Here is a 20385-nt window from a genome sequence, read left to right as displayed (position 1 = left end):
GAAATGAAATGAAACACGTACATGGGGGAAATATCTATACTTACAAAAACTGTCTTGATTTTTCTGCAAACTGTAATCCCCTTGGAACACCGGAGAGTGTCAAGCAGGCAGTCCGGGACAGTCTGGACCATCTTAAAGACTATCCGCAGGTGGGATACGCGCCGCTGAAAGAAGCAATCGCTGCCTATGAGGATGTCAAACCGGAGAATATCATCTGTGGAAACGGTGCGGCGGAGCTAGTCTTTTCACTGTGCCATGCACTCAAACCGAAGAAAGCACTGATTCCGGTTCCTACATTTGCAGAATATGAGCAGGCACTGGAAAGTGTCGGGGCAGAGGTGGAGCATGTGCTTCTCAAGGAAGAAGATGAATTCCGTGTTCAGGACAGTTTTATTGACTGGCTGCACAAAGATCTGGATATGGTATTTCTTTGTAATCCCAACAATCCGACGGGGATACTGACGGACAGAGAATTTCTGTTCAGACTGCTCCGTGTCTGTCGGGAAATGGGAATCTTTCTGGTGGTGGATGAATGTTTTCAGGATTTTATCCGCGAACCGGGACAGTACAGCCTCAAGGCACAGCTTCCGAGGTATCACAATCTGTTTCTTCTCAAAGCATTTACAAAGCGTTATGCGATGGCGGGTGTGCGTCTTGGATATGGAATTACAGAAAATGAGGAACTTCTTGAAAAGATGACACAGGCTACACAGCCATGGAATATTTCGATTCCTGCACAGGCGGCAGGAATTGCGGCACTTGGTGAAGTCGAATATGTCGAAAGAGCGAGAAAACTGATCTTTGCGGAATCTGAATATTTAAGTGAAGAATTATATAAGCTTGGGATGACCGTTTTTCCTTCTCAGGCAAATTATCTGTTTTTCAAGGGACCGGACGATCTTTTTGAGATCTGCGTGGGACAGAATGTTCTGATCCGCGACTGCAGTAACTATCCGGGACTTGGTAAGGGATTTTACAGAGTGGCAGTACGCACCCATGAGGAAAATGAGCGTTTGATCCAGGCAATCCATGACGGTCTCATGGAAGCAAGAAAGAAAACACAGGAAGAAGAGGGGGAGGAGTAAGATGGCAAAAGCGATCATGGTGCAGGGAACGATGTCAAATGCGGGCAAGAGCCTTCTGGCAGCGGGACTCTGCCGTATCTTTAAACAGGATGGATACCGTGTGGCTCCCTTTAAGTCACAGAATATGGCATTGAATTCCTTTATCACAAAGGAAGGACTGGAGATGGGAAGAGCGCAGGTCATGCAGGCAGAGGCTGCCGGGATCGAACCGTCCGTCCTTATGAACCCGATCCTTCTGAAACCGACCAACGATGTGGGTTCTCAGGTCATTGTAAACGGAGAAGTCCTTGGCACAATGAGCGCAAGGGATTATTTTGCTTACAAGAAAAAACTTGTCCCGGACATCATGAAAGCATTTGATGCACTTGCAGCAGAGAATGATATCATCGTGATCGAAGGTGCAGGAAGCCCGGCAGAGATCAACCTCAAAAAAGAGGATATCGTAAACATGGGAATGGCGAAGATGGCAAAAGCACCGGTCCTTCTGGTCGGAGATATCGACCGCGGCGGTGTGTTTGCACAACTTTACGGAACCGTGGAGCTTCTGGAGGAAGACGAGCGAAAGATGATAAAGGGTCTGATCATCAACAAATTCCGCGGTGACAAGACGATCCTTGATCCGGGCGTGGAGATGCTGGAGAGCAAATGCAGGATCCCGGTTGTCGGTGTCGCACCGTATCTTAACATCCAGGTGGAGGACGAGGACAGCCTGACAGAGCGTTTTGACCGTCCGCAGGAAGTTGGGATGATCGATATGGCAGTCATCCGTGTGCCGAGGATCTCCAATTTCACAGATTTTAACCCACTGGAGAGCATACCGGGAGTTTCTCTTCGCTATGTACAGCATCCGTCCGACCTTAAGAATCCGGATGTGATCTTCCTTCCGGGAACAAAGAATACGATGGATGACCTTAAGTGGCTCCGTGAGAGCGGGATGGAGGCTCTGATCCTCAAGGCAGCAGCTTCCGGTACCCTGATCTTTGGTGTCTGCGGCGGCTATCAGATGCTGGGCGAGACTTTAAGTGATCCGCATGGTGTGGAAGCGGGAGGTTCCATGCGTGGAATGGGACTTCTGCCGATGGATACCGTATTTGCGGAGAAAAAGACAAGGACACAGGTTACCGGACGTTTCCTTTCCCTGGAAGGCGATTATGCACCGCTTAAAGATGTCGAATTTACAGGATATGAGATCCATATGGGCGAGAGCACCTGGAAGGAGGGCGCCTCTGCCAGCACCTTTACGAAGGATACCGTGACAGGAAACGAGAAGAGAGAAGGTACGTTCTACCACAATATCTGCGGTACTTATGTGCATGGAATCTTCGACAAGGAAGAAGTTGCACTCGGTCTCGTAAAAGCGGTGGGCGACAAAAAGGGAATCGATGTATCCGAGATGGAGGGCGTGGATTTTGCGGCATTTAAGGAGACACAGTATGATATCCTGGCAGCAGAACTGCGGAAACATCTGGACATGAAAAAAATCTATGAGATACTGGACGAGGGAATCGAGGAGGAGAAAGCCTGATGAAAGTAGAACTTGAAAATGTAAAACCGATGGACATCGAGAAGAGAAGCTTTGAGATCATCACGGAAGAACTCGGGGATACCCCGCTGCTCCCGGGAACAGAACTGGTGGTGAAACGCTGCATCCATACAAGTGCAGATTTTGACTATGCCAGAAATCTTTGTTTTTCCCCGGATGTTATCGAGAAGGCAATGAATGCGATCAAAAACGGAGCCTGCATCGTCACAGACACACAGATGGCTAAATCCGGCATTAACAAACGCGCCCTTGCCCGTTATGGCGGTGAGGTTTACTGCTTCATGTCCGATGAAGATGTGGCAAAGACCGCAAAAGAAAACGGAACCACGAGAGCGACTGCAAGCATGGACAAAGCAGCTACTCTCGATAAAAAGCTGATCTTCGCGATCGGAAATGCGCCGACGGCACTGGTGCGTCTCTATGAACTGATCGAGGATGGCAAACTGGATCCGGAACTGATCATCGGTGTTCCGGTAGGATTTGTCAATGTGGTGCAGTCCAAGGAACTGATTATGCAGTCCGGAGCACCGTATATCGTTGCAAGAGGACGCAAGGGCGGCAGCAATATCGCAGCCTGCATCTGCAATGCACTTTTGTACATGATCGACAATCGAAGGGATTAAAGAAAAACACCTGTTCCAGAGAAAAGGAGGGACAGGTGTCAGGTGATCATTATTTATTAAGAAGTTCTTTCAGGAGCCGGCATGCCGGGGCAAAATCGTCTGCGGGGATCGAGGAACAGGAAAGCAGGAGCGTGATCGTGTCTGCGCCTTCCTCGAGAATCAGCAGATCGAAGCCCTTCATGCGGGTTTCTTTTTTTAGTTCCAGGCCGGTCCGGGCGTAGGGAACAGTCAATGCGAGGCTTGTTCCGGCGGCACCTGTCTGGATCGTACAGTCACTGCCAAAGGTGTTCCGCACTTCGTTTTTCAGTTTTTTGAGTTTCTGCGCGTAGAGTTTCTTGAGCTTTTTGGTCTGTGAAGTCAGGTGACCGTCGCGGATAAACTGGCAGAGTGCGATCTGTTCGGCCTTGGAGGCAGTCTGGCTGTAGCGGTCTGCGACAGCAGGGTATTTCCTGGAAAGATTCGGTGGCAGGACCATGAAACTTAAGCGGATCGACGGAAGCAGCAGACGGGAAAATGACCCGATATAAACAACTCCATGTCCACCGGCAAGGTTAAAAAGGGACGGGGTCGGCCGCTGAAAATTGACGAATTCATTCTCAAAGTCATCCTCGATGATCAGACTGCCCTTCTGAGCCGCGTAATGTACCAGTTCCATACGGCGGCTGACCGGCATGATCTCGCCCCATTTGGTCATATGGGCAGGAGAAACGTAGATGACATCACAGTCCTTGTTGCGGTACTGCACTTCAAAACCATAGCCTGCAAAGATCGTACTTCCCTGTACAAAAGAAGCATTCGGGAAAGAAACGGACTTTCTGTCCCGGATCAGAGGACAGAGAAGGTTCAGAAGACTCTGCACACCGGCTCCGATCACGATATCATCGGCAGAGCAGTTGACATTCCTCCGCTGTCGGATATAGTCAGCGAGCACCTGACGGAGATCCGCCTCACCCTGCGGTTCGCCGTAAGAGAGAAGACGGTCACTCTGGCGCAGCGCACTCTTGATATAACGCTGCCACAGATCGAAGCGAAAGCTTTCCCGGTCGACACCGTTGGAGGCAAAATCATACTGCACCGGCGGAAGATCTGCATGCCAGGAAGCGGTGGACACTGGTTTCTGGTCGGCGATACTGGTTACGTAGTAACCGCTCTGGGCACGGGCGACGATGTAGCCGTCTGCGGCAAGCTGAAGGTAGGCATTCTCGATCGTGGTGCGGCTGAGTTTCAGTTCTGTGGCGCATTTACGCAGGGAAGGCATACGGCTTCCGGCAGGAATGCGATGCTCCATGATCAGATTTTTGTAATGGTCGTATACCTGGAGATACAGGCTTTCTTTGGTGGAATGGAATGCTAGACTCATAAACTGTCCCCTCAAAAATGAATAAAAGTGGTTATTTTTATAAATACACTTAGGTGCTATTCTAAATCAGAATATGACAAAAAGCAAGACAAGGAGACAATACTTTGAAGAAAATTGCAGTTCTCAATGACCTGTCCGGGATGGGAAAATGCTCCCTGACAGCAGCGATACCGGTGATCTCGGTGATGGGGGTGCAGGCATGTCCGCTTCCTACTGCTATTTTGAGTGCACAGACCGGTTTTCCGTCTTATTATTGTGATGATTATACAGACCGTATGGATATCCTGATGGACGAATGGCAGAAGATGGATTTTCACCCGGATGGCATTTATACAGGATTCCTGGCTGATGCTGCACAGGCAGACAAGGCGGTGGATTTTATACAGAGATTTAAGAAAAAAGAAACAAAAGTCCTCGTTGACCCGGTCATGGGTGATGATGGGGAGGAATACCCGATCTATACAGAAGAACTGTGCGAAAAGATGAGAATGCTTGTCAGAGAGGCAGCAGTGATCACTCCGAACATCACGGAAGCGTTGCTTCTTCTCTATGGAAGAGAAAAAATGCACACAGAATGGCAGAAGATTTCCGGTTTCTCCGGAGAGGAACTTCTGAAATATGTCCAGACGATCGGCAGCCTGCTTACAGAGAAATTTGATGTGGAAGCCGTGATCACGGGCATCAGCCATGAAGAAGATGGTGCGAAGTACATCAGCAACCTTATCTGCAAAAAAGCAGCGCAGACCTGGGTGACAACGAAGAAAGAGGGCGGCAGCTATTCTGGTACGGGAGATCTGTTTGCTTCTATCTTAAGTGCAGGGATGGTCAAGGGGACTGATACCGCTGCTTCCGTACAGAAAGCGGTGAATTTCCTTGCAAAAGGAATCCATGATGCTGTAGAAGAAGGAACAGATCGAAATGAAGGAATCTGTTTCGAAACTTATCTCTATGAGCTTGCAGATGTAAAATAACAGAAAAATACCCGCCGGTGGTCGCAGTCGATCGATCCGGCGGGGATTTTTTATTTAAAGATTCTTGTAACTATTTAGTAGGTAGTATCCCGCGAGGTGTTTTGGCATGTTTTTTGCCAAAATCCCGAGACATACAAGGCAAAATGCTATCACCGAAGGTGATCTGGAATGCATTTTGACTCGTAACTGTAAGGGTACTGAACAGTTACAGATTCTTTTTCTTATAGATAAACCAGGAGGCGATCCCTGTAAATACCAGAAGGTAAACAAGCAGGATCACAATTCCCGAAAATGCAAAGCCTTCACCAGCAGAAATGCTTCGGATCATGTGGCTTGTCTGGGAAAGCGGAAGCGCGGCTACGAACTTTCCGATAAAGCCAGGAAGCTTCTCAGTGGAAAAGAAGGTGTTGCAAAGATAAGCCATCGGCATGATGATGTAGTTGGAAAAACGCGGTACATCGGCGTGGTTTTTTGCAAGGAAAGAAACAACCACTCCGATCGCAGAAAACACTGCTCCGTTTAAGAACATCACCAGGAAGGACCATCCATTGAAGATCAGTCCTGTGTCGATCGGCAGAGTCAGGATCAGGATCACACCTCCGGCATAAAATCCACGGAGACTTCCTCCGATGATCTGACCGGCAATAAACTGCCACAGAGGCGTCGGTGAGATCATGACCTGGTCGAATGCTTTTTCGTACAGTCTCTGTACGTTCAGGTTCTGGGCGATCGCATTGAAACTTCCGTTCATGGTCGTCAGAGATACGACACCGGGGATCAGGAAATTCAGATAAGGCTGTCCGTGGGACGTTGTCTGGATCCCCATTCCAAATACGACAAGATACATCAGAGGCGCGATCATGGCTGCCAGGGTGATCTTGTAGAAATCTCTGCGGAATTCTACCCATTTTTCCCATAAAATCGTTATAATTCCCATAATTGACCTCCCTTTATGACGGCATCAGATGACGGCCGGCACGTTCCACAAACACATCTTCCAGTGTGGTCTCACGAAGAGAAGCCTGTCCCGGAATGCCGGACAGATAATCAATGGCTTCCTGACGGCTGTGGAAATAGCGGCTGACAGTATTTCCATCCGGTCCGGGCTCATCGATCGTGTAGGCTCCAAGACTCTCGATCAATGCGGAAGGTGTGCTGATTTCCTCAAGTTTACCGTGATCCATCAGGGCGACGCGGTTGCAGAGGTTCTGGGCTTCTTCCATATAGTGTGTGGTCAGAAGGATCGTCAGGTTTTTGCCGTTCAGCTTGCGGAGAAGGTTCCACATCTGTCGTCTGGAAAGCGCGTCCATTCCGGCGGTCGGCTCATCCAGAAGAAGGATCTCCGGATCTGTAAGAAGGGCGCGGCAGACCATCAGTTTACGCTTCATACCGCCGGAAAGCTTGCGGACGGTACGTCTGCGGAATTTGATCAGGTCACAGAACTCCAGAAGTTCCTCTGTACGCCGTTTGATCTCCTTGCGCGGCATGAAATAAAGCCTGCCCTGATATTCCATGATCTCGTCCATGGTCATATCCTGGCGCATGGAATATTCCTGGGTGATCACGCTGATCTTGCGTTTCAGGTCCGGGCGGTTTCGTTTCAGTGTCTGGCCATCGATCAGGATCTCTCCCTTTGTAGGAAGGAGCAGGGTGGACAGAAGACTGATCGTCGTTGTCTTTCCTGCACCGTTCGGACCAAGAAGACCGAAAAACTCTCCCGTTTCAATCTTGAGATCCAGGGAATCCACGGCTGTGAAATTATCAAATGTCTTGGTCAGATTTCTGGTTTCGATCATTTTTATTTTTTCTCCTTTGCGATGATCAGGGAATAATAACCTGCATCATCCGGAATTTCCTCAACACTTCTGTAAATATGTTCTTCTGGCATACCGCAGTTCTCGACCATCAGGACATCACGGTCGCTCTTTGCGAGGATTTCCTTGACCTGGTTCATCTTTTTGCCTGATTTCATGAGTATATAGTTGCCGGATTCGCTGAGGTCGCTGTCCAGGCGGTGAACAGCCGGCACGATATGAAGCTGCTCATTCCACTCGGAAAGAGAAATGTTCAGGCGGGCAGCAGCGGCACAGAAAGAAGTGATCCCGCTCACCAGCTCTGTGTGATATCCGTCAGCCTCCACACGGTGCTGCAGATAGGAAAAAGTGGAGTATACACAAGGATCTCCAAGTGTCAGGAAGACAACGTTTTTGCCCTGGTCAAGACAGGCTTCCAGAGTTTTGGCTCCCTTTGCGTGGTTTTCTTCGAGTTCTTTTGCGTCGTGTGTCATTGGCATGTAGATCGGAAGAAGTTCTTTGTCGGCTAATTCCGGCACTGCCTGGACTGCGATCTTGTAGGCAACGGTTTCTTTGACATCTGCTCCCGGTACGGCGATGATCTCATTCTCGCGGATCATGCGGACTGCCTTCAGTGTCATTAATTCCGGATCCCCAGGTCCGACTCCTACGCCATATAATGTTCCTTTCATTGGTAAAAAACCTCCTGATATTTAAAAATATTAATTGATATAATTACTCACATTCTTTTTATTATACTAGAACCTTATATAGTTTGCAATGTGTGATTTGCTGTGTTATAGTAGTTTTCAGAGTAATGAAAAATGAAACGGGGTTTGAAGTACGATGCATAAATATAAGAAATTTCTGACAGTCTGTTCTCTGGCAGCACTGTTATCCTCCTGTACTGCACCATTTGTCTGTATGGCGGCAGCAGATACGACAGAAATGCAGGCGGTAGAATTTGACAGGGAAGATGGAGAATATTCCATTCAGGTAGATCTGGAGGGCGGAAGCGGCAAGGCGAGCGTGACTTCCCCGACACTTTTTACCGTGAGGGACGGAAACGGATACGCACAGATTCAGTGGAGCAGTTCAAATTATGATTACATGATCGTGGACGGGGAGAAATATCTTCCGACGAATGAAGAGGGCATGAACTCTGTATTTGAGATCCCGATCCTTACACTTGATGAGGCAATGCCGGTGGTGGCAGACACAACAGCGATGGGAACACCGCATGAGATTGATTATACATTAACTTTTTATTCAGATTCCATCGGCTCCAAGAGCCAGCTCCCGCAGGAGGCTGCCAAGAGAGTCGTTGGCGTTGCAATGGTAATCATCGTTGGCGGCGGGATCCTGAATTATTTTGTCAACAAACGCAACAGATGTTAGGGACATTTATGAAAAACATTAAGGAGATTTGGCACTAAGGGATGGTGCCAAATCTCTTTTTCTATTTCTTGAAAAGTACAATGGTTTTTCGCTATAATGAACTCATCAAGAAGAGAGTAACTGGCCGGTTACACCTCAGAAAAAAAGTAAAACAAAACCGAAAAGACGGACAGAGAGAAGGGAATCTGTTCACAAAAAAATCAAAATGAGGTGTAAACACAATGAAAGAAAAAGTTCAGGTATTTGGAAGGTTTTTGAGCGGAATGGTCATGCCGAACATCGGCGCATTCATCGCATGGGGGCTCATCACAGCGCTTTTTATCGAGACAGGATGGTGTCCGAATGAGAAACTCGCACAGTTTGTAACTCCGATGTCAACCGTACTGCTGCCGCTTCTGATCGCATACACTGGCGGTTCTGCCGTAGCAGGACAGCGCGGCGGCGTGATCGGTGCGATCGCGACCATGGGTGTGATCGTCGGTTCTGACATCCCGATGTTCATCGGTGCCATGATCGTCGGACCGCTGGCTGCATGGATCATCAAGAAATTTGACAAAGCAGTTGAGGGTCACATCAAAGCCGGCTTTGAAATGCTGGTAAATAACTTTTCACTTGGTATCATCGGTACGATCCTTGCATGTCTTGCCATGTATGGAGTTGCCCCGCTCGTAACAGGAATGAACTCCGTTATGAGAGCCGGTGTAGATGTCTTTGTTTCACACGGACTTCTTCCGCTGGCAAGTATCTTTATCGAACCTGCAAAAGTATTATTCTTAAACAACGCAATCAACCACGGGATCTTATCCCCAATGGGAATCCAGCAGGTAGAGGAAACAGGAAAATCCATTTTCTTCCTGCTTGAAGCAAACCCGGGACCGGGACTTGGAATCCTGCTTGCTTACTGCATCGCAGGCAAAGAAAATGCGAAGAGCTCTGCACCTGGAGCAGTGATCATCCATTTCCTCGGAGGAATCCATGAAATCTATTTCCCGTACATCCTTATGAACCCGTTGCTTCTGATCTCTGTCATCGCAGGCGGCGCAAGTGGAATCTTCTGCTTCAACTTATTTAACGTAGGTCTTACCGCTCCGGCTTCACCGGGAAGTATCATCGCGATCATGATGATGGCAGAAAAACATAGCTATCTTGGACTGATCGTCGGCGTTGCAGTGGCAGCACTTGTCTCCTTTGCAATCTCCGTGCCGATCCTCAAATTCATGGGCAAGGATACATCACTGGAAGATGCACAGCGTCAGAAAGATGCCATGAAAAAACAGGCAAAAGGAATCGCAGCAGAAACAGCAGCTACTGTACCGGCAGCAAATACAGGAAAAGTAACAAAGATCGCTTTTGCATGCGATGCAGGAATGGGCTCCAGCGCAATGGGCGCAACGGTCCTCAAGAAAAAACTTGCAGCAGCAGGTCTTGAGGGAATCGAAGTCATCCACACTCCGGTATCCAGCATCCCGGCAGATGTACAGATCGTTGTCACACATGAGGAACTGGGAGAGCGCGCCGCACACAGCAATCCGAATGCAGAACGCATCCTGATCACCAACTTCCTTGCTGCACCGGAATATGCAACACTGGTAGAAGATCTGAAAAAGAGAAATTTATAATTTATCAGATGCCCTCTAAAATTTTAATATAACCGCAATGATCCCACACGTAACTGTTCACGGGTAATATCCCGCGAGGTGTTTTGCCATGAATATGGCAAAATCCCGAGACATACGGGGCAAAATGCCATCACCGAAGGTGATTTGGAATGCATTTTGACCAAGTTACTGTGAACGGAGTGAACAGTAACATCCCACACGTTGGTTATGCACCTTAACCGGAGCGAATTGACGGGTGGGATTGTTGTATGATAAAATTATTTACAGAATTAAAACGGGTAGCAGACAGGCGGCGGGGAGTCTGTCTGACGCGGGGGAACGTTATGAATGTGATACAGAAAACAGGAAAATTTTATTCAAGGATCATCATGAAAAACATCGGCATTTTTGTCTTTATCGGTCTTCTGTCTGTGGTATTCCAGACCGAAGGGTGGTTTCCGAATGAAGATATCTATGCGATCTCACAGGTTGCTTATCGCTATGTCCTGCCATGCATGATCGCCTATGAGGGCGGAAACCTTCTCAGCGATTCATTTGGAGGGCTGGCGGCAGTCATGGCACTCTGCGGGATCCTTCTGCGGGATCCGGAGGCAGGGATCTTTGGGGCAATGGTCTCGGCACCACTCGGAGGATACCTCTGGAAAAAAGAACGGGAATTTCTGGAGCGGGACTGTTTCGCAGAGACCAAGATGCTGTTCCGAAATCTGCTCCTGGGGCTTACCGGGGCGGTTCTTGCGGTCGGGGAATATTATCTTCTGGCAGAAGCAGTGACTGTCTTTGCAGTAGCAGCCGGCAGCTGCATTGGATGGATCCTGGAGCATGGCTATATCGCAGTCTTGAATGTCCTGATCGAGCCGGCGAAGGTTTTTTTCCTGAACAATATCATGAACCATGGGATCCTTGTTCCGCTGGGGATGAGCCAGGCAGAGCAGACTGGAGGTTCGCTCCTTTTTCTGCTTGAGACGAACCCGGGACCGGGACTTGGGATGCTGCTTGGACTGCTTTTATACAAAAGAAAAAATGTCAAACGCCGTCAGGAACTGGCGACAGCTGCATTTACACAGGCGATCGGAGGAATCCATGAAGTTTATTTTCCCTTTGTACTTGCGGATCTGGGACTTCTGCTTCCATTGATCGTGGGTGGTGTTGCGGGAAGTATCTGGTTTTCCGTTTTTCACTGTGAGACAGCGGGCGTGATTTCGCCGGGAAGTGTTCTGACCATTTTGATCATGGCAGGAAGAAGCAGTATGCTGCCGGTGCTTGGAGGGATCCTTGTTTCTACGGCTGTGTCCGGCGTTGGAAGTTATCTGTATCTGTGCTGGAGAGGTGAGAGGAAAGAAGTGCCGCAGTCGGAAATACCGGAGAGTGAGAAGCAGGAAGAACTTGAGAAAGAAAATACAGAAATGTCCGGACTGGAGCGTGAACTGGAAACTGCATCAGAACAGGAGGAGAAACCCATGCCAGAAAATATTTATCAGAACTTACATAAAATAGGCTTCGTCTGTAACGGAGGAATGGGCTCTAGCGCAATGGGTGCGGCTCTGTTCCGACGCGCACTCAAAACAGCCGGTATCACCGGGATCCAGGTGGGAGTTTATGCCGCAGACCTGATCGAAGAGGACATTGACCTGATCGTCTGTCAGAAAGAATTTTATGCGCTGAATCCACAGCTGCATGAGAAAGTCTGTCATGTGATCGCCGGATTTACCGACAGAGAAGAATACACAAAACTGATCCAGTGCATCCAGGATGCACAGAACGGGGGAACACGATGAAGTTAAGCAATATTTCGCCCCGCGTCAGCCAGATCCTGCAGATCCTTCTGGAACAGAATGCGCCGATCTCTGTGAAAGCACTTGCAGAGCAGATGAATTTAAGCAAGCGCACGATCCAGAGAGAGATGGATTCTATCAACACGATCCTCAAAGGATATGAGATCACCTTGAATTCCAAAACAGGAATCGGCATCTGGCTCGAGGGCAGCGAGGACAAAAAACAGGAACTGCGGCACGATCTGTCGATGGATGACCGCCTGGATGTCAGCAACCGCGAAGAACGCAGGAAGCGTCTGACGCTTGAGATCCTCAAGGAAAAAGAACTCCGCAAACTGTTTTATTACAGCAGCCGTTTCCAGGTAAGTGAGGCGACGATCAGTGCAGATCTGGAGGCAATCGAAGGATGGCTGACCAGATACGGGCTCCGGATCACGCGCAAGCCGGGAAGCGGGATCTCCATTTCCGGAAGTGAGGAAGCATACCGCCGTGCGATCCGTGCATTTATCAACGAAAATATTGATACCCATATGCTGAGAGAAGCCTACGAGTCTACAGAGAGTGACGCAGAGGGTTATGCATCGCTGCAGTACGGAGATATCGGTAAGATCTTGAATGATGATATCGTGAAGCGTGTGATCGCCTGCCTGTCAGGGATGGACAATACCCGTGTGATGACTCTGACAGAGAGTTCCTATGTCGGTCTGGTGATCCATATTGCGATCGCGATCAACCGGATCCTCAAGGATGAAGTGATCGACACGGATGCATCCTGGCAGCAGGGACTTGTGGAGGATGCAGATTATCACCTTGCAGAGCAGATCGTAGAAGAGCTGGAGGAAGAGTTTGAGATCGAGATCCCGGCAGTGGAGGTTTCCTATATCTGCCTGCACATCAAGGGAGCAAAGCATGAAAAGATCCAGTGGGACGGACAGAAGATCAATGCGATCGAGAACAGGGAACTCCGGGGGATTCTTAATGAAATGGTGGATGCTTTTGACCCGGAAAGTGCGTATCTTCTGAAGCAGGATGAGGAATTTATCCAGGGTCTTCTCGCACACTTACGTCCGACTTTGATCCGCCTGGATCACGGTATGCAGATCCAGAATCCGGTGCTGGATGATATTAAACAGAATTATATGGATATTTATCAAAAATGCCTGAACGTTTCCAAAGTGCTGGAACGTTTTACCGGAAAGCCGGTTCCGGAGGAGGAGACAGGATTTCTGACCGTGCATTTCGGTGCGGCTATGGTGCGTCAGGAAGGACGCAAAGAAGAGATCCGGCAAGTGGATGTGGGAATCGTCTGCTCGAGCGGGATCGGTATTTCCCGTCTGATGCTGTCGAAGCTCAATAAGCTGTTTGGCGACCGCGTGAACCTTACTGCTTATGGCAAAAACGACATTACTTCCTATGTACAGGGAAAAACAGACTTTTTTGTATCCAGTCTTCCGATCGAAAAAGCGGAGATCCCGGTGATCCATGTCAACCCGCTTCTGAATGAGGAGGACATCGATCAGATCCGTAAGATGATCTATCAGTATCAGCGGATGCCGACCAAACATAAACAGGAAGATCTTTTTTCCGTGCAGCTTGACCAGATCAACCAGATGGCGGCACAGATCAACATTGTCATTAAGGATATGGAGTTTTTTTATGTGGATGTGGACATTACGTTTGAGGAACTTCTGCATCAGATCGGTGAGAGACTTTCGCCATATTCCGACCAGAGCCAGATCATCCAGGAGGATCTGATGCGGAGGGAGCAGGTGTCCTCGCAGATCTTTGCGGAGTTTGGCTTTGCGCTCCTGCATACCAGAACAAAAGGCGTGACGCGCCCGGTATTTGCCGTGTGCATGCCGGAGGAAAATGTGGCATTTAAAGATCCGTATTTCAAACAGATCACGGTGGCTTTTGTCATGCTGGTACCAGACGATGAGCTGGTAAAGATCAACAATGACATCATGGGACACATCAGCGGCATGCTCATCGAAGAACCGGAATTTATGGAGGTCGCAGAGCAGGGCGACAAGGAGCAGATCCGCACACTGCTGTCCAGACATCTAAAACAATATTTCAGGAAATACATTTCAGGACTGTCATAAACGGCAGTCCTTTTTGTTGTTATAAAACGTCTTTTTTCTTCAATTTTGGCACTAAGGGATGGTGCCAAATCCCCCTTTCTTTAAATTGAAATTTCCCATTTGCCATGCGTATAATAAAGTCACAAAGAGGGAAGCAAAAACAAATCGGAACTTCAAAAAATAGAAAATGAAAAAGAATTCAGGGAGGTAACTTACATGTTTTTTAAATCAAAAAAAGAAAAAGCTCAGAAAGCAGAAACAGCACCGGTGATCGAAAAGAAAGAACTTCTGTACCGTGAGAACATCCGCACAGGCTGTGCACCGGCGACAAAGCAGGAAGCGATCATGGCAGCAGGAAAGATGCTTGTGAAGACAGGTTATGTAGAGCCGGAATATGCAGAGGCGATGCTCGAGAGAGAAAAAACATGTTCCACATTTATGGGAAACGGACTTGCTCTTCCGCACGGTGTTGAAGCTGCAAAGAAGAGAGTTTTACAGTCAGGGATCTCCGTACAGACCTTCAAAGAACCGATCGACTGGGACGGCAATCCGGTCCGCATCGTGATCGGGATCGCAGGAGTCGGAGATGCACATCTCGACATTCTGGCACAGATCGCAGAAGCAATGCTTGATGAAGAAGTGAGTGCAAATATTGCAGATTATGACGCAGATAAAATTTACAAAGTCCTCACAGGAAAGGAGTAAAGAAATGATCATAACAGTAACAATGAACCCGGCGATCGACAAGACCGTAGAGATCGAACAGCTCGTGCCAAACGGACTGAACCGCATCCAGAAGATAGAATACGATGCCGGAGGAAAAGGAATCAACGTTTCCAAAACGATCCACGAACTTGGCGGTGAGAGCCTTGCGATGGGATTCCTCGGAGGAAATGCAGGAAAGACGATCGAGAACGTACTTACATCCTGGAACATCCAGCACGATTTTATCTGGGTGGAAGGCGAGACAAGAACCAACACCAAAGTTTTTGAAAAGAGCGGCGGTGTGACAGAATTAAATGAGCCAGGACCGGTCATCAACGAAGCACAGGTGGAAGAACTGATCCAGAAGATCTGTGAGCACACAGACAAAGAAACTCTGGTCGTTCTCGCAGGAAGCATTCCGGCAGGTGTCGACAAAAACATTTACGCAGCGATCACAGAGAGTGTCCATGAAAAAGGCGGTTCCGTCCTGATGGATGCAGATGGAGAACTGTTCCGCAATGCGCTGAAAGCATCTCCGGACATCATCAAACCGAATCAGGTAGAACTGGAAGAATACATCGGAGCAGATTACAGGCTTTCCATGGGAGAACTCAAAGCTCTGGCAGAAAAATTCCAGAACAACGGAATCAAAACTGTAGCGATCTCCATGGGAAAAGGCGGCGCGATGATCGTAAGAGACAAGTTTGTGGCAAGATGCCCGGCATTGTCCGTCAAAGCACATTCCACCGTAGGAGCCGGAGATGCAATGGTAGCAGCCCTTGCATATTCCTGGGACAAAAAACTCGGTGATGAAGAAACCGTAAGACTCTGCATGGCAACGTCCGCAGGAGCCGTGACAACCGTCGGAACAAAGCCGCCGGCAAGAGCAGTTGTAGACGAGCTGATCCCGCAGGTGGAGATGGAGATTTTATAAAAAACTTACTTCAAATATATAAAGAATAGAAAAGGAGAATTTATCATGAAAACAAAAGCAGTGAGAATGTATGGAACAAGAGATTTAAGACTGGAAGAGTTTGAATTACCGCAGATCAAAGACGACGAGATCCTCGTAAAGATCATGAGTGACAGTATCTGCATGTCCACCTACAAACTTGCAGAGCAGGGTAAGAAACACAAAAGAGCACCACAGAACATCGACACCAACCCGATCATCATCGGACATGAATTCGCAGGTGTGATCGTAGAAGTCGGTGAAAAATGGAAAGATCAGTTCAAACCGGGCATGAAATTCGCACAGCAGCCGGCACTGAACTACAAAGGAAGCCTTGCGTCTCCTGGATATTCCTATGAATACTTCGGTGGAGCCTGCACTTACTGCATCATCCCTCACGAAGTTATGGAACTTGGCTGCCTGATGCCATACGAAGGTGACAGCTTCTTCGGAGCGTCCCTTGGTGAGCCGATGAGCTGTATCATCGGAGGATACCACGGAAACTACCACACAAACAAACGCAACCATGACCTTTCCGTAGGAACAAAAGCAGGCGGCGATATCATCATCCTCGGCGGCTGCGGACCGATGGGACTTGGTGCAGTCAGCTACGGTATCCAGATCGAAAACCGCCCGAAACGGATCGTTGTAACAGATATTGACGACGCCAAGATCGAGCGTGCAAGAGAAGTTATCCCGGAAGCAAAAGCAGCGGAAAACGGCGTAGAACTTCTCTATGTAAACACCGCAAAAATGGCTGATCCGGTTGAAGAATTAAAAGCGATCACCGGCGGCAAAGGCTATGACGATGTATTCGTATACATTCCAAACAGAGCGGTTGCAGAAATGGGCGACAAGCTCCTTGCATTCGATGGCTGCATGAACTTCTTTGCAGGTCCGACAGACAACCAGTTCAAAGCAGAGATCAATCTGTACAACTGCCATTATACAAGCACACATATTCTCGGTACTACAGGTGGAAACAACGATGACCTGATCGAAGCGAATGAACTGGCTGCCAAAGGAAAGATCGAACCGGCAGTTATGGTAACACACGTCGGCGGTATCGACAGTATTGCAGAGACAACCCTGAACCTGCCAAAGATCCCGGGCGGAAAGAAGTTAAGCTATACACAGTTTAACATGCCAATGACAGCAATTGAAGATTTCGGAAAACTCGGCGAGACCGATCCTCTCTTCAAGAAACTGGACGAGATCTGCAAAGCAAACCGCGGTCTGTGGAGCGCAGAAGCAGAGAGAGTATTATTCGATCACTTTGGTGTGGAATACTAAAAAACAATTGAAAAATCACATTTTCTGCCAGCTGGCTTGTCCGGCTGGCAGTTTTTCTCTGCATATAAAAATTTCCTGTTAAAAATTCCCGGAAAACATTGACTTAAAACGATTTATGACATACAGTAATGTATTGTGGTGTACACCACATTTCTTGCATAAAAAAGTCTGAACTTAAGAAAAATTAAGAAATTATTCAGAAAAAGGTAATATTATTATGCAAAAATGATATGAGTAAAGGCAGGTGAATAGGCAATGGATAATATATTAAAATATCTGGAAAATACAGCAGAGAAATTTCCGGACAAAACAGCAGTGGATGACGGAAATCAACAGTTTACCTATCAGGAACTTCTGAACCGGGCGAGACATTTTGGTCTGTCTTTCCTGAACAGGACAGAACCAGGCAGACCAGTGGCAATCCTGCACGAAAAAAGCTCCGAGGTTTTATCCGCTATGTTTGGCGTTGTTTATGCAGGATGTTTTTATGTAATGATCGATCCGGAACAGCCGCTTGAAAGGCTTAAGGATATCCTTACTGTTCTTGAAACAGATTTGGTGATTACAGACAGTACATACAGACATCAGCTTGATGATGCCGGCTATCAGGGACAGATCTATCTTCTGGAAGAGGAACCATCTGATGAAGCAGTTACTGCACAGGAACTGGACAAACTGATGGAACGACGTTCTTTTGCAAAAAATACAGATCTTCTTTATGGTATTTTTACATCAGGTTCTACCGGAAAACCGAAATGTGTGGCAGTCAGCCATCAAGCAGTCATTGATTTTATTGGTCATTTTACGAAACAGTTTCAGATTACGGACAGGGACCGCATTGGCAATCAGGCTCCGTTTGATTTTGATGTTTCGGTCAAGGATATTTATTCCGCAATTACAACAGGAGCAACGCTGGTGCTGGTTCCGAAGCGTCTGTTTGCACTTCCGCCGAAGCTTCTCGACTATCTCTGCGACAAAAAGGTTACAGTTATGGTCTGGGCTGTTTCTGCCCTGTGTCTGATCTCTTCCCTGAAGGGACTGAAATATAAGATCCCGGAAGATGCAAGACTGATCATGTTCAGCGGCGAAGTTATGCCGGTGAAGCAGATGCGCCTCTGGCAGCAGGCTCTGCCACAGACCGAATTTGTCAATCTGTACGGACCATCAGAGATTACCTGTAACTGTACCTGGTATCCGGTACAGAGGGAATTCCAGGATGGCGAAGTGATTCCGGCAGGTAAGGCATTCAATGGACGAACTGTATTTCTTCTTGATGATACCGGCGCAGAGATTACAGAACCTGGCAAAACAGGTGAGATCTGTGTTGCAGGAGAGTCTCTGGCAGATGGCTATTATCATAATGAAGAGGAGACTGCACGCAGATTTGTACAGGGAATCATTGCATCTACAGGAGAAACTGCAAGATATTACAAGACAGGTGACCTTGGTTACTACGGAGAGGATGAGAATCTGTATTTTGCAGGAAGAAAAGATTTCCAGATCAAACACATGGGACATCGTATCGAACTGGAAGAAATCGAGAGAGCCTTTGAGAAACTTGACGGAGTATCAAGATGCTGCTGTCTGTTTGACAAAAAACGCAACAAACTTCTGGGATTTTATACTGGCGACAGCGAGGAGAAAGAAGTTCATCAGGAACTGAAACGTTATCTCCCTGTATATATGATTCCGGCAAAGATCCGAAAGATCAACAAAATGCCTCTCAACAAAAATGGCAAGATTGACCGTAAATATCTTGCAGAGGAATGGAGCTGATGGAAATGCAGACAAACGAGCTCAAAAAAGCAGCAGAATTTGGAACACCGCTTTATGTGTTCCATGAAGAAGAGTTACAGGAAACAACCAGACGTTTTCAGAATACTCTTGGCAAAGTAGCAGGTCTCTGTTATGCGATGAAGGCAAATCCTTTCCTTGTAAAAGTGATGGAGCCTATCGTTGATCGTATTGAAGTATGTTCGATGGGAGAATTTGCAATCTGCGAGGAACAGGGAGTTGCCCCGGAGAAAATTCTGGTGTCCGGTGTACTCAAAAAAGCAGAAAAACTGAATGCAGTACTGGACAAATATGGGAATTCCTGTATGTACACAGCGGAATCTCTGCAGCAGTTTGAACTTCTTAAGAACTGGTCAGCGGAGCACAGGCAGGAAATTTCAGTGTTTCCGAGACTGACAAGCGGCAATCAGTTCGGAATGGATCAGAAGACGATCGAAGAGCTTATTGAAAATCGTCAGAACTATCCTTTCCTTAAGATCCGTGGGATCCACTATTTTTCCGGTACACAGAAACGTTCTGTCGGAAAGATCCAGAAGGAACTGGAGAAACTCGATGTTTTTCTTACTGAACTGAAGCAGAAATATGATTTTGAACCAGAAGAACTGGAGTATGGTCCGGGAATGCCGGTTCCTTATTTTGATCCATCCAAAGCAATCGGGGATGATGGTCTCCTAGAGCTGGTACAGACTCTGGAGCAGATGAACTTCTCCGGCAGGGTAACTCTCGAGATGGGAAGAGCCTTTGCAGCGGACTGTGGATATTATCTTACAAAGATCATGGATGTCAAATCAAGTGATGACAGAAATTACTGCATTACAGATGGGGGAATCCATCAGCTTAATTATGACGGACAGATCAGAGGAATGTATGAGCCACCAATGGAAGTTCTTGCCGAAGAGAGACAGGGAGAACAGAAGAACTGGACAATCTGCGGAAGCCTTTGTACTGTAAATGATATTATGGTACAGAAACTGCCGCTTACAGATCCGAAGCCGGGAGATGTTCTGGTATTTAAGAAGACAGGAGCTTACTCCTGCATGGAGGGCATGCTGCTGTTCTTGAGCCACAGCCTTCCGAAGATTATGCTGTATAATAATACAGATGGATTCAGACAGGTAAGAAAAGCATACAAAACCTATAAATGGAATATGGAGGAAAAATAATAATGGAAACTTTACTGGAAATTTTAAATGATATTGATGATACTGTAAACTGGGAAGATGAAACAGCCCTGATCGATGACCGTATTCTGGATTCTTTTGGAGTGATCAGCCTTATTTCTGAGCTGGAAGATCAGTTCGAAATTGAAATTGATGCATCTGAGATCGTTCCGGAAAACTTTAATTCCGCAGATGCTATGTGGAAAATGATCCAGAGATTACAGGAGAACTGA

General features: G+C 47.5%; 18 protein-coding genes. 14 read left to right on the top strand and 4 right to left on the bottom strand.

Features of this window, described 5'->3' with window-relative positions:
- Positions 1-8 precede the first annotated feature (8 nt).
- The 3 genes from cobD to WMO75_RS08870 are packed head-to-tail and all read left to right on the top strand — an operon-like array spanning position 9 to position 3251.
- Positions 9-1085, top strand: a complete 1077-nt coding sequence (cobD, locus tag WMO75_RS08880) for a threonine-phosphate decarboxylase CobD (protein ID WP_118698223.1) — start codon at positions 9-11, stop codon at positions 1083-1085.
- A 1-nt stretch (position 1086) separates the two neighbouring features.
- Positions 1087-2610: a cobyric acid synthase gene (locus WMO75_RS08875; protein WP_118698222.1), complete on the top strand. Its 1524-nt coding sequence runs from the start codon at positions 1087-1089 to the stop codon at positions 2608-2610.
- Complete coding sequence (locus WMO75_RS08870; protein ID WP_118698221.1) at positions 2610-3251, top strand: precorrin-8X methylmutase; 642 nt, start codon at positions 2610-2612, stop codon at positions 3249-3251. The genes WMO75_RS08875 and WMO75_RS08870 overlap by 1 nt, the downstream gene beginning before the upstream one ends.
- 49 nt (positions 3252-3300) lie before the next feature.
- On the opposite strand, the gene pdxR is transcribed toward WMO75_RS08870, so the two are convergent.
- On the bottom strand, positions 3301-4611 hold the full coding sequence (gene pdxR, locus WMO75_RS08865) for a MocR-like pyridoxine biosynthesis transcription factor PdxR (protein WP_349077925.1): 1311 nt from the start codon (positions 4609-4611) through the stop codon (positions 3301-3303).
- Between the two features lie 104 nt (positions 4612-4715).
- On the opposite strand from pdxR, the gene WMO75_RS08860 reads away from it, so the two are divergent.
- Positions 4716-5582 (top strand): pyridoxamine kinase, encoded by an 867-nt coding sequence (locus WMO75_RS08860; protein WP_118698220.1) that lies wholly within the window; start codon positions 4716-4718, stop codon positions 5580-5582.
- A gap of 205 nt (positions 5583-5787) precedes the next feature.
- Here the strand turns inward: WMO75_RS08860 and WMO75_RS08855 are convergent, their stop codons facing one another.
- From WMO75_RS08855 to cobI, 3 genes are read right to left on the bottom strand one after another with little or no spacing between them, the layout of a single operon-like run.
- Positions 5788-6519 (bottom strand): ABC transporter permease, encoded by a 732-nt coding sequence (locus tag WMO75_RS08855; protein WP_022215246.1) that lies wholly within the window; start codon positions 6517-6519, stop codon positions 5788-5790.
- A gap of 13 nt (positions 6520-6532) precedes the next feature.
- Positions 6533-7378 (bottom strand): ABC transporter ATP-binding protein, encoded by an 846-nt coding sequence (locus WMO75_RS08850; RefSeq protein ID WP_022215245.1) that lies wholly within the window; start codon positions 7376-7378, stop codon positions 6533-6535.
- A 2-nt stretch (positions 7379-7380) separates the two neighbouring features.
- On the bottom strand, positions 7381-8067 hold the full coding sequence (gene cobI / locus WMO75_RS08845) for a precorrin-2 C(20)-methyltransferase (protein ID WP_118252626.1): 687 nt from the start codon (positions 8065-8067) through the stop codon (positions 7381-7383).
- Between the two features lie 154 nt (positions 8068-8221).
- On the opposite strand from cobI, the gene WMO75_RS08840 reads away from it, so the two are divergent.
- The 10 genes from WMO75_RS08840 (at position 8222) to WMO75_RS08795 (ending at position 20385) form a co-directional block, all read left to right on the top strand.
- Positions 8222-8773 (top strand): hypothetical protein, encoded by a 552-nt coding sequence (locus tag WMO75_RS08840; protein ID WP_330427624.1) that lies wholly within the window; start codon positions 8222-8224, stop codon positions 8771-8773.
- A gap of 221 nt (positions 8774-8994) precedes the next feature.
- Positions 8995-10392 carry a PTS mannitol transporter subunit IIBC gene (locus WMO75_RS08835; RefSeq protein WP_303223070.1) on the top strand — a complete coding sequence of 466 codons (1398 nt, stop codon included), beginning with the start codon at positions 8995-8997 and terminating at the stop codon, positions 10390-10392.
- 248 nt (positions 10393-10640) lie between these two features.
- Entirely contained in the window at positions 10641-12167 is a 1527-nt protein-coding gene (locus WMO75_RS08830; protein ID WP_303223071.1) for a PTS sugar transporter subunit IIBC family protein, read from the top strand.
- Positions 12164-14269, top strand: coding sequence for a BglG family transcription antiterminator (locus WMO75_RS08825; RefSeq protein WP_303223072.1), 2106 nt, complete (start codon positions 12164-12166; stop codon positions 14267-14269). The genes WMO75_RS08830 and WMO75_RS08825 overlap by 4 nt, the downstream gene beginning before the upstream one ends.
- Before the next feature lie 195 nt (positions 14270-14464).
- Complete coding sequence (locus tag WMO75_RS08820) at positions 14465-14953, top strand: PTS mannitol transporter subunit IIA (protein ID WP_303223073.1); 489 nt, start codon at positions 14465-14467, stop codon at positions 14951-14953.
- A gap of 4 nt (positions 14954-14957) precedes the next feature.
- Entirely contained in the window at positions 14958-15887 is a 930-nt protein-coding gene (gene pfkB / locus WMO75_RS08815; protein ID WP_303218258.1) for a 1-phosphofructokinase, read from the top strand.
- 45 nt (positions 15888-15932) lie between these two features.
- Entirely contained in the window at positions 15933-17198 is a 1266-nt protein-coding gene (locus WMO75_RS08810) for a zinc-binding dehydrogenase (protein WP_022215237.1), read from the top strand.
- Between the two features lie 255 nt (positions 17199-17453).
- Positions 17454-18974 carry an amino acid adenylation domain-containing protein gene (locus tag WMO75_RS08805; RefSeq protein WP_303223075.1) on the top strand — a complete coding sequence of 507 codons (1521 nt, stop codon included), beginning with the start codon at positions 17454-17456 and terminating at the stop codon, positions 18972-18974.
- Between the two features lie 5 nt (positions 18975-18979).
- Positions 18980-20155 (top strand): diaminopimelate decarboxylase family protein, encoded by a 1176-nt coding sequence (locus WMO75_RS08800; RefSeq protein ID WP_173905570.1) that lies wholly within the window; start codon positions 18980-18982, stop codon positions 20153-20155.
- A 2-nt stretch (positions 20156-20157) separates the two neighbouring features.
- Complete coding sequence (locus WMO75_RS08795; protein ID WP_022213472.1) at positions 20158-20385, top strand: acyl carrier protein; 228 nt, start codon at positions 20158-20160, stop codon at positions 20383-20385.

The sequence above is a fragment of the Blautia intestinihominis genome (assembly GCF_040096655.1).
In the GTDB taxonomy this organism is placed as follows: Bacteria; Bacillota; Clostridia; order Lachnospirales; family Lachnospiraceae; genus Blautia_A; species Blautia_A intestinihominis.
The sequence above is the reverse complement of the archived record's forward strand: the minus strand, read 5'-3'. Positions and strand labels throughout refer to the sequence as shown.

Coding starts and splice junctions, on each gene's coding strand:
- cobD (WP_118698223.1), top strand. CDS start 9: ATGAAACACGTACATGGGGGAAATATCTATACTTACAAAAACTGTCTT.
- WMO75_RS08875 (WP_118698222.1), top strand. CDS start 1,087: ATGGCAAAAGCGATCATGGTGCAGGGAACGATGTCAAATGCGGGCAAG.
- WMO75_RS08870 (WP_118698221.1), top strand. CDS start 2,610: ATGAAAGTAGAACTTGAAAATGTAAAACCGATGGACATCGAGAAGAGA.
- pdxR (WP_349077925.1), bottom strand. CDS start 4,611: ATGAGTCTAGCATTCCATTCCACCAAAGAAAGCCTGTATCTCCAGGTA.
- WMO75_RS08855 (WP_022215246.1), bottom strand. CDS start 6,519: ATGGGAATTATAACGATTTTATGGGAAAAATGGGTAGAATTCCGCAGA.
- WMO75_RS08850 (WP_022215245.1), bottom strand. CDS start 7,378: ATGATCGAAACCAGAAATCTGACCAAGACATTTGATAATTTCACAGCC.
- cobI (WP_118252626.1), bottom strand. CDS start 8,067: ATGAAAGGAACATTATATGGCGTAGGAGTCGGACCTGGGGATCCGGAA.
- WMO75_RS08840 (WP_330427624.1), top strand. CDS start 8,222: ATGCATAAATATAAGAAATTTCTGACAGTCTGTTCTCTGGCAGCACTG.
- WMO75_RS08835 (WP_303223070.1), top strand. CDS start 8,995: ATGAAAGAAAAAGTTCAGGTATTTGGAAGGTTTTTGAGCGGAATGGTC.
- WMO75_RS08830 (WP_303223071.1), top strand. CDS start 10,641: ATGATAAAATTATTTACAGAATTAAAACGGGTAGCAGACAGGCGGCGG.
- WMO75_RS08825 (WP_303223072.1), top strand. CDS start 12,164: ATGAAGTTAAGCAATATTTCGCCCCGCGTCAGCCAGATCCTGCAGATC.
- WMO75_RS08820 (WP_303223073.1), top strand. CDS start 14,465: ATGTTTTTTAAATCAAAAAAAGAAAAAGCTCAGAAAGCAGAAACAGCA.
- pfkB (WP_303218258.1), top strand. CDS start 14,958: ATGATCATAACAGTAACAATGAACCCGGCGATCGACAAGACCGTAGAG.
- WMO75_RS08810 (WP_022215237.1), top strand. CDS start 15,933: ATGAAAACAAAAGCAGTGAGAATGTATGGAACAAGAGATTTAAGACTG.
- WMO75_RS08805 (WP_303223075.1), top strand. CDS start 17,454: ATGGATAATATATTAAAATATCTGGAAAATACAGCAGAGAAATTTCCG.
- WMO75_RS08800 (WP_173905570.1), top strand. CDS start 18,980: ATGCAGACAAACGAGCTCAAAAAAGCAGCAGAATTTGGAACACCGCTT.
- WMO75_RS08795 (WP_022213472.1), top strand. CDS start 20,158: ATGGAAACTTTACTGGAAATTTTAAATGATATTGATGATACTGTAAAC.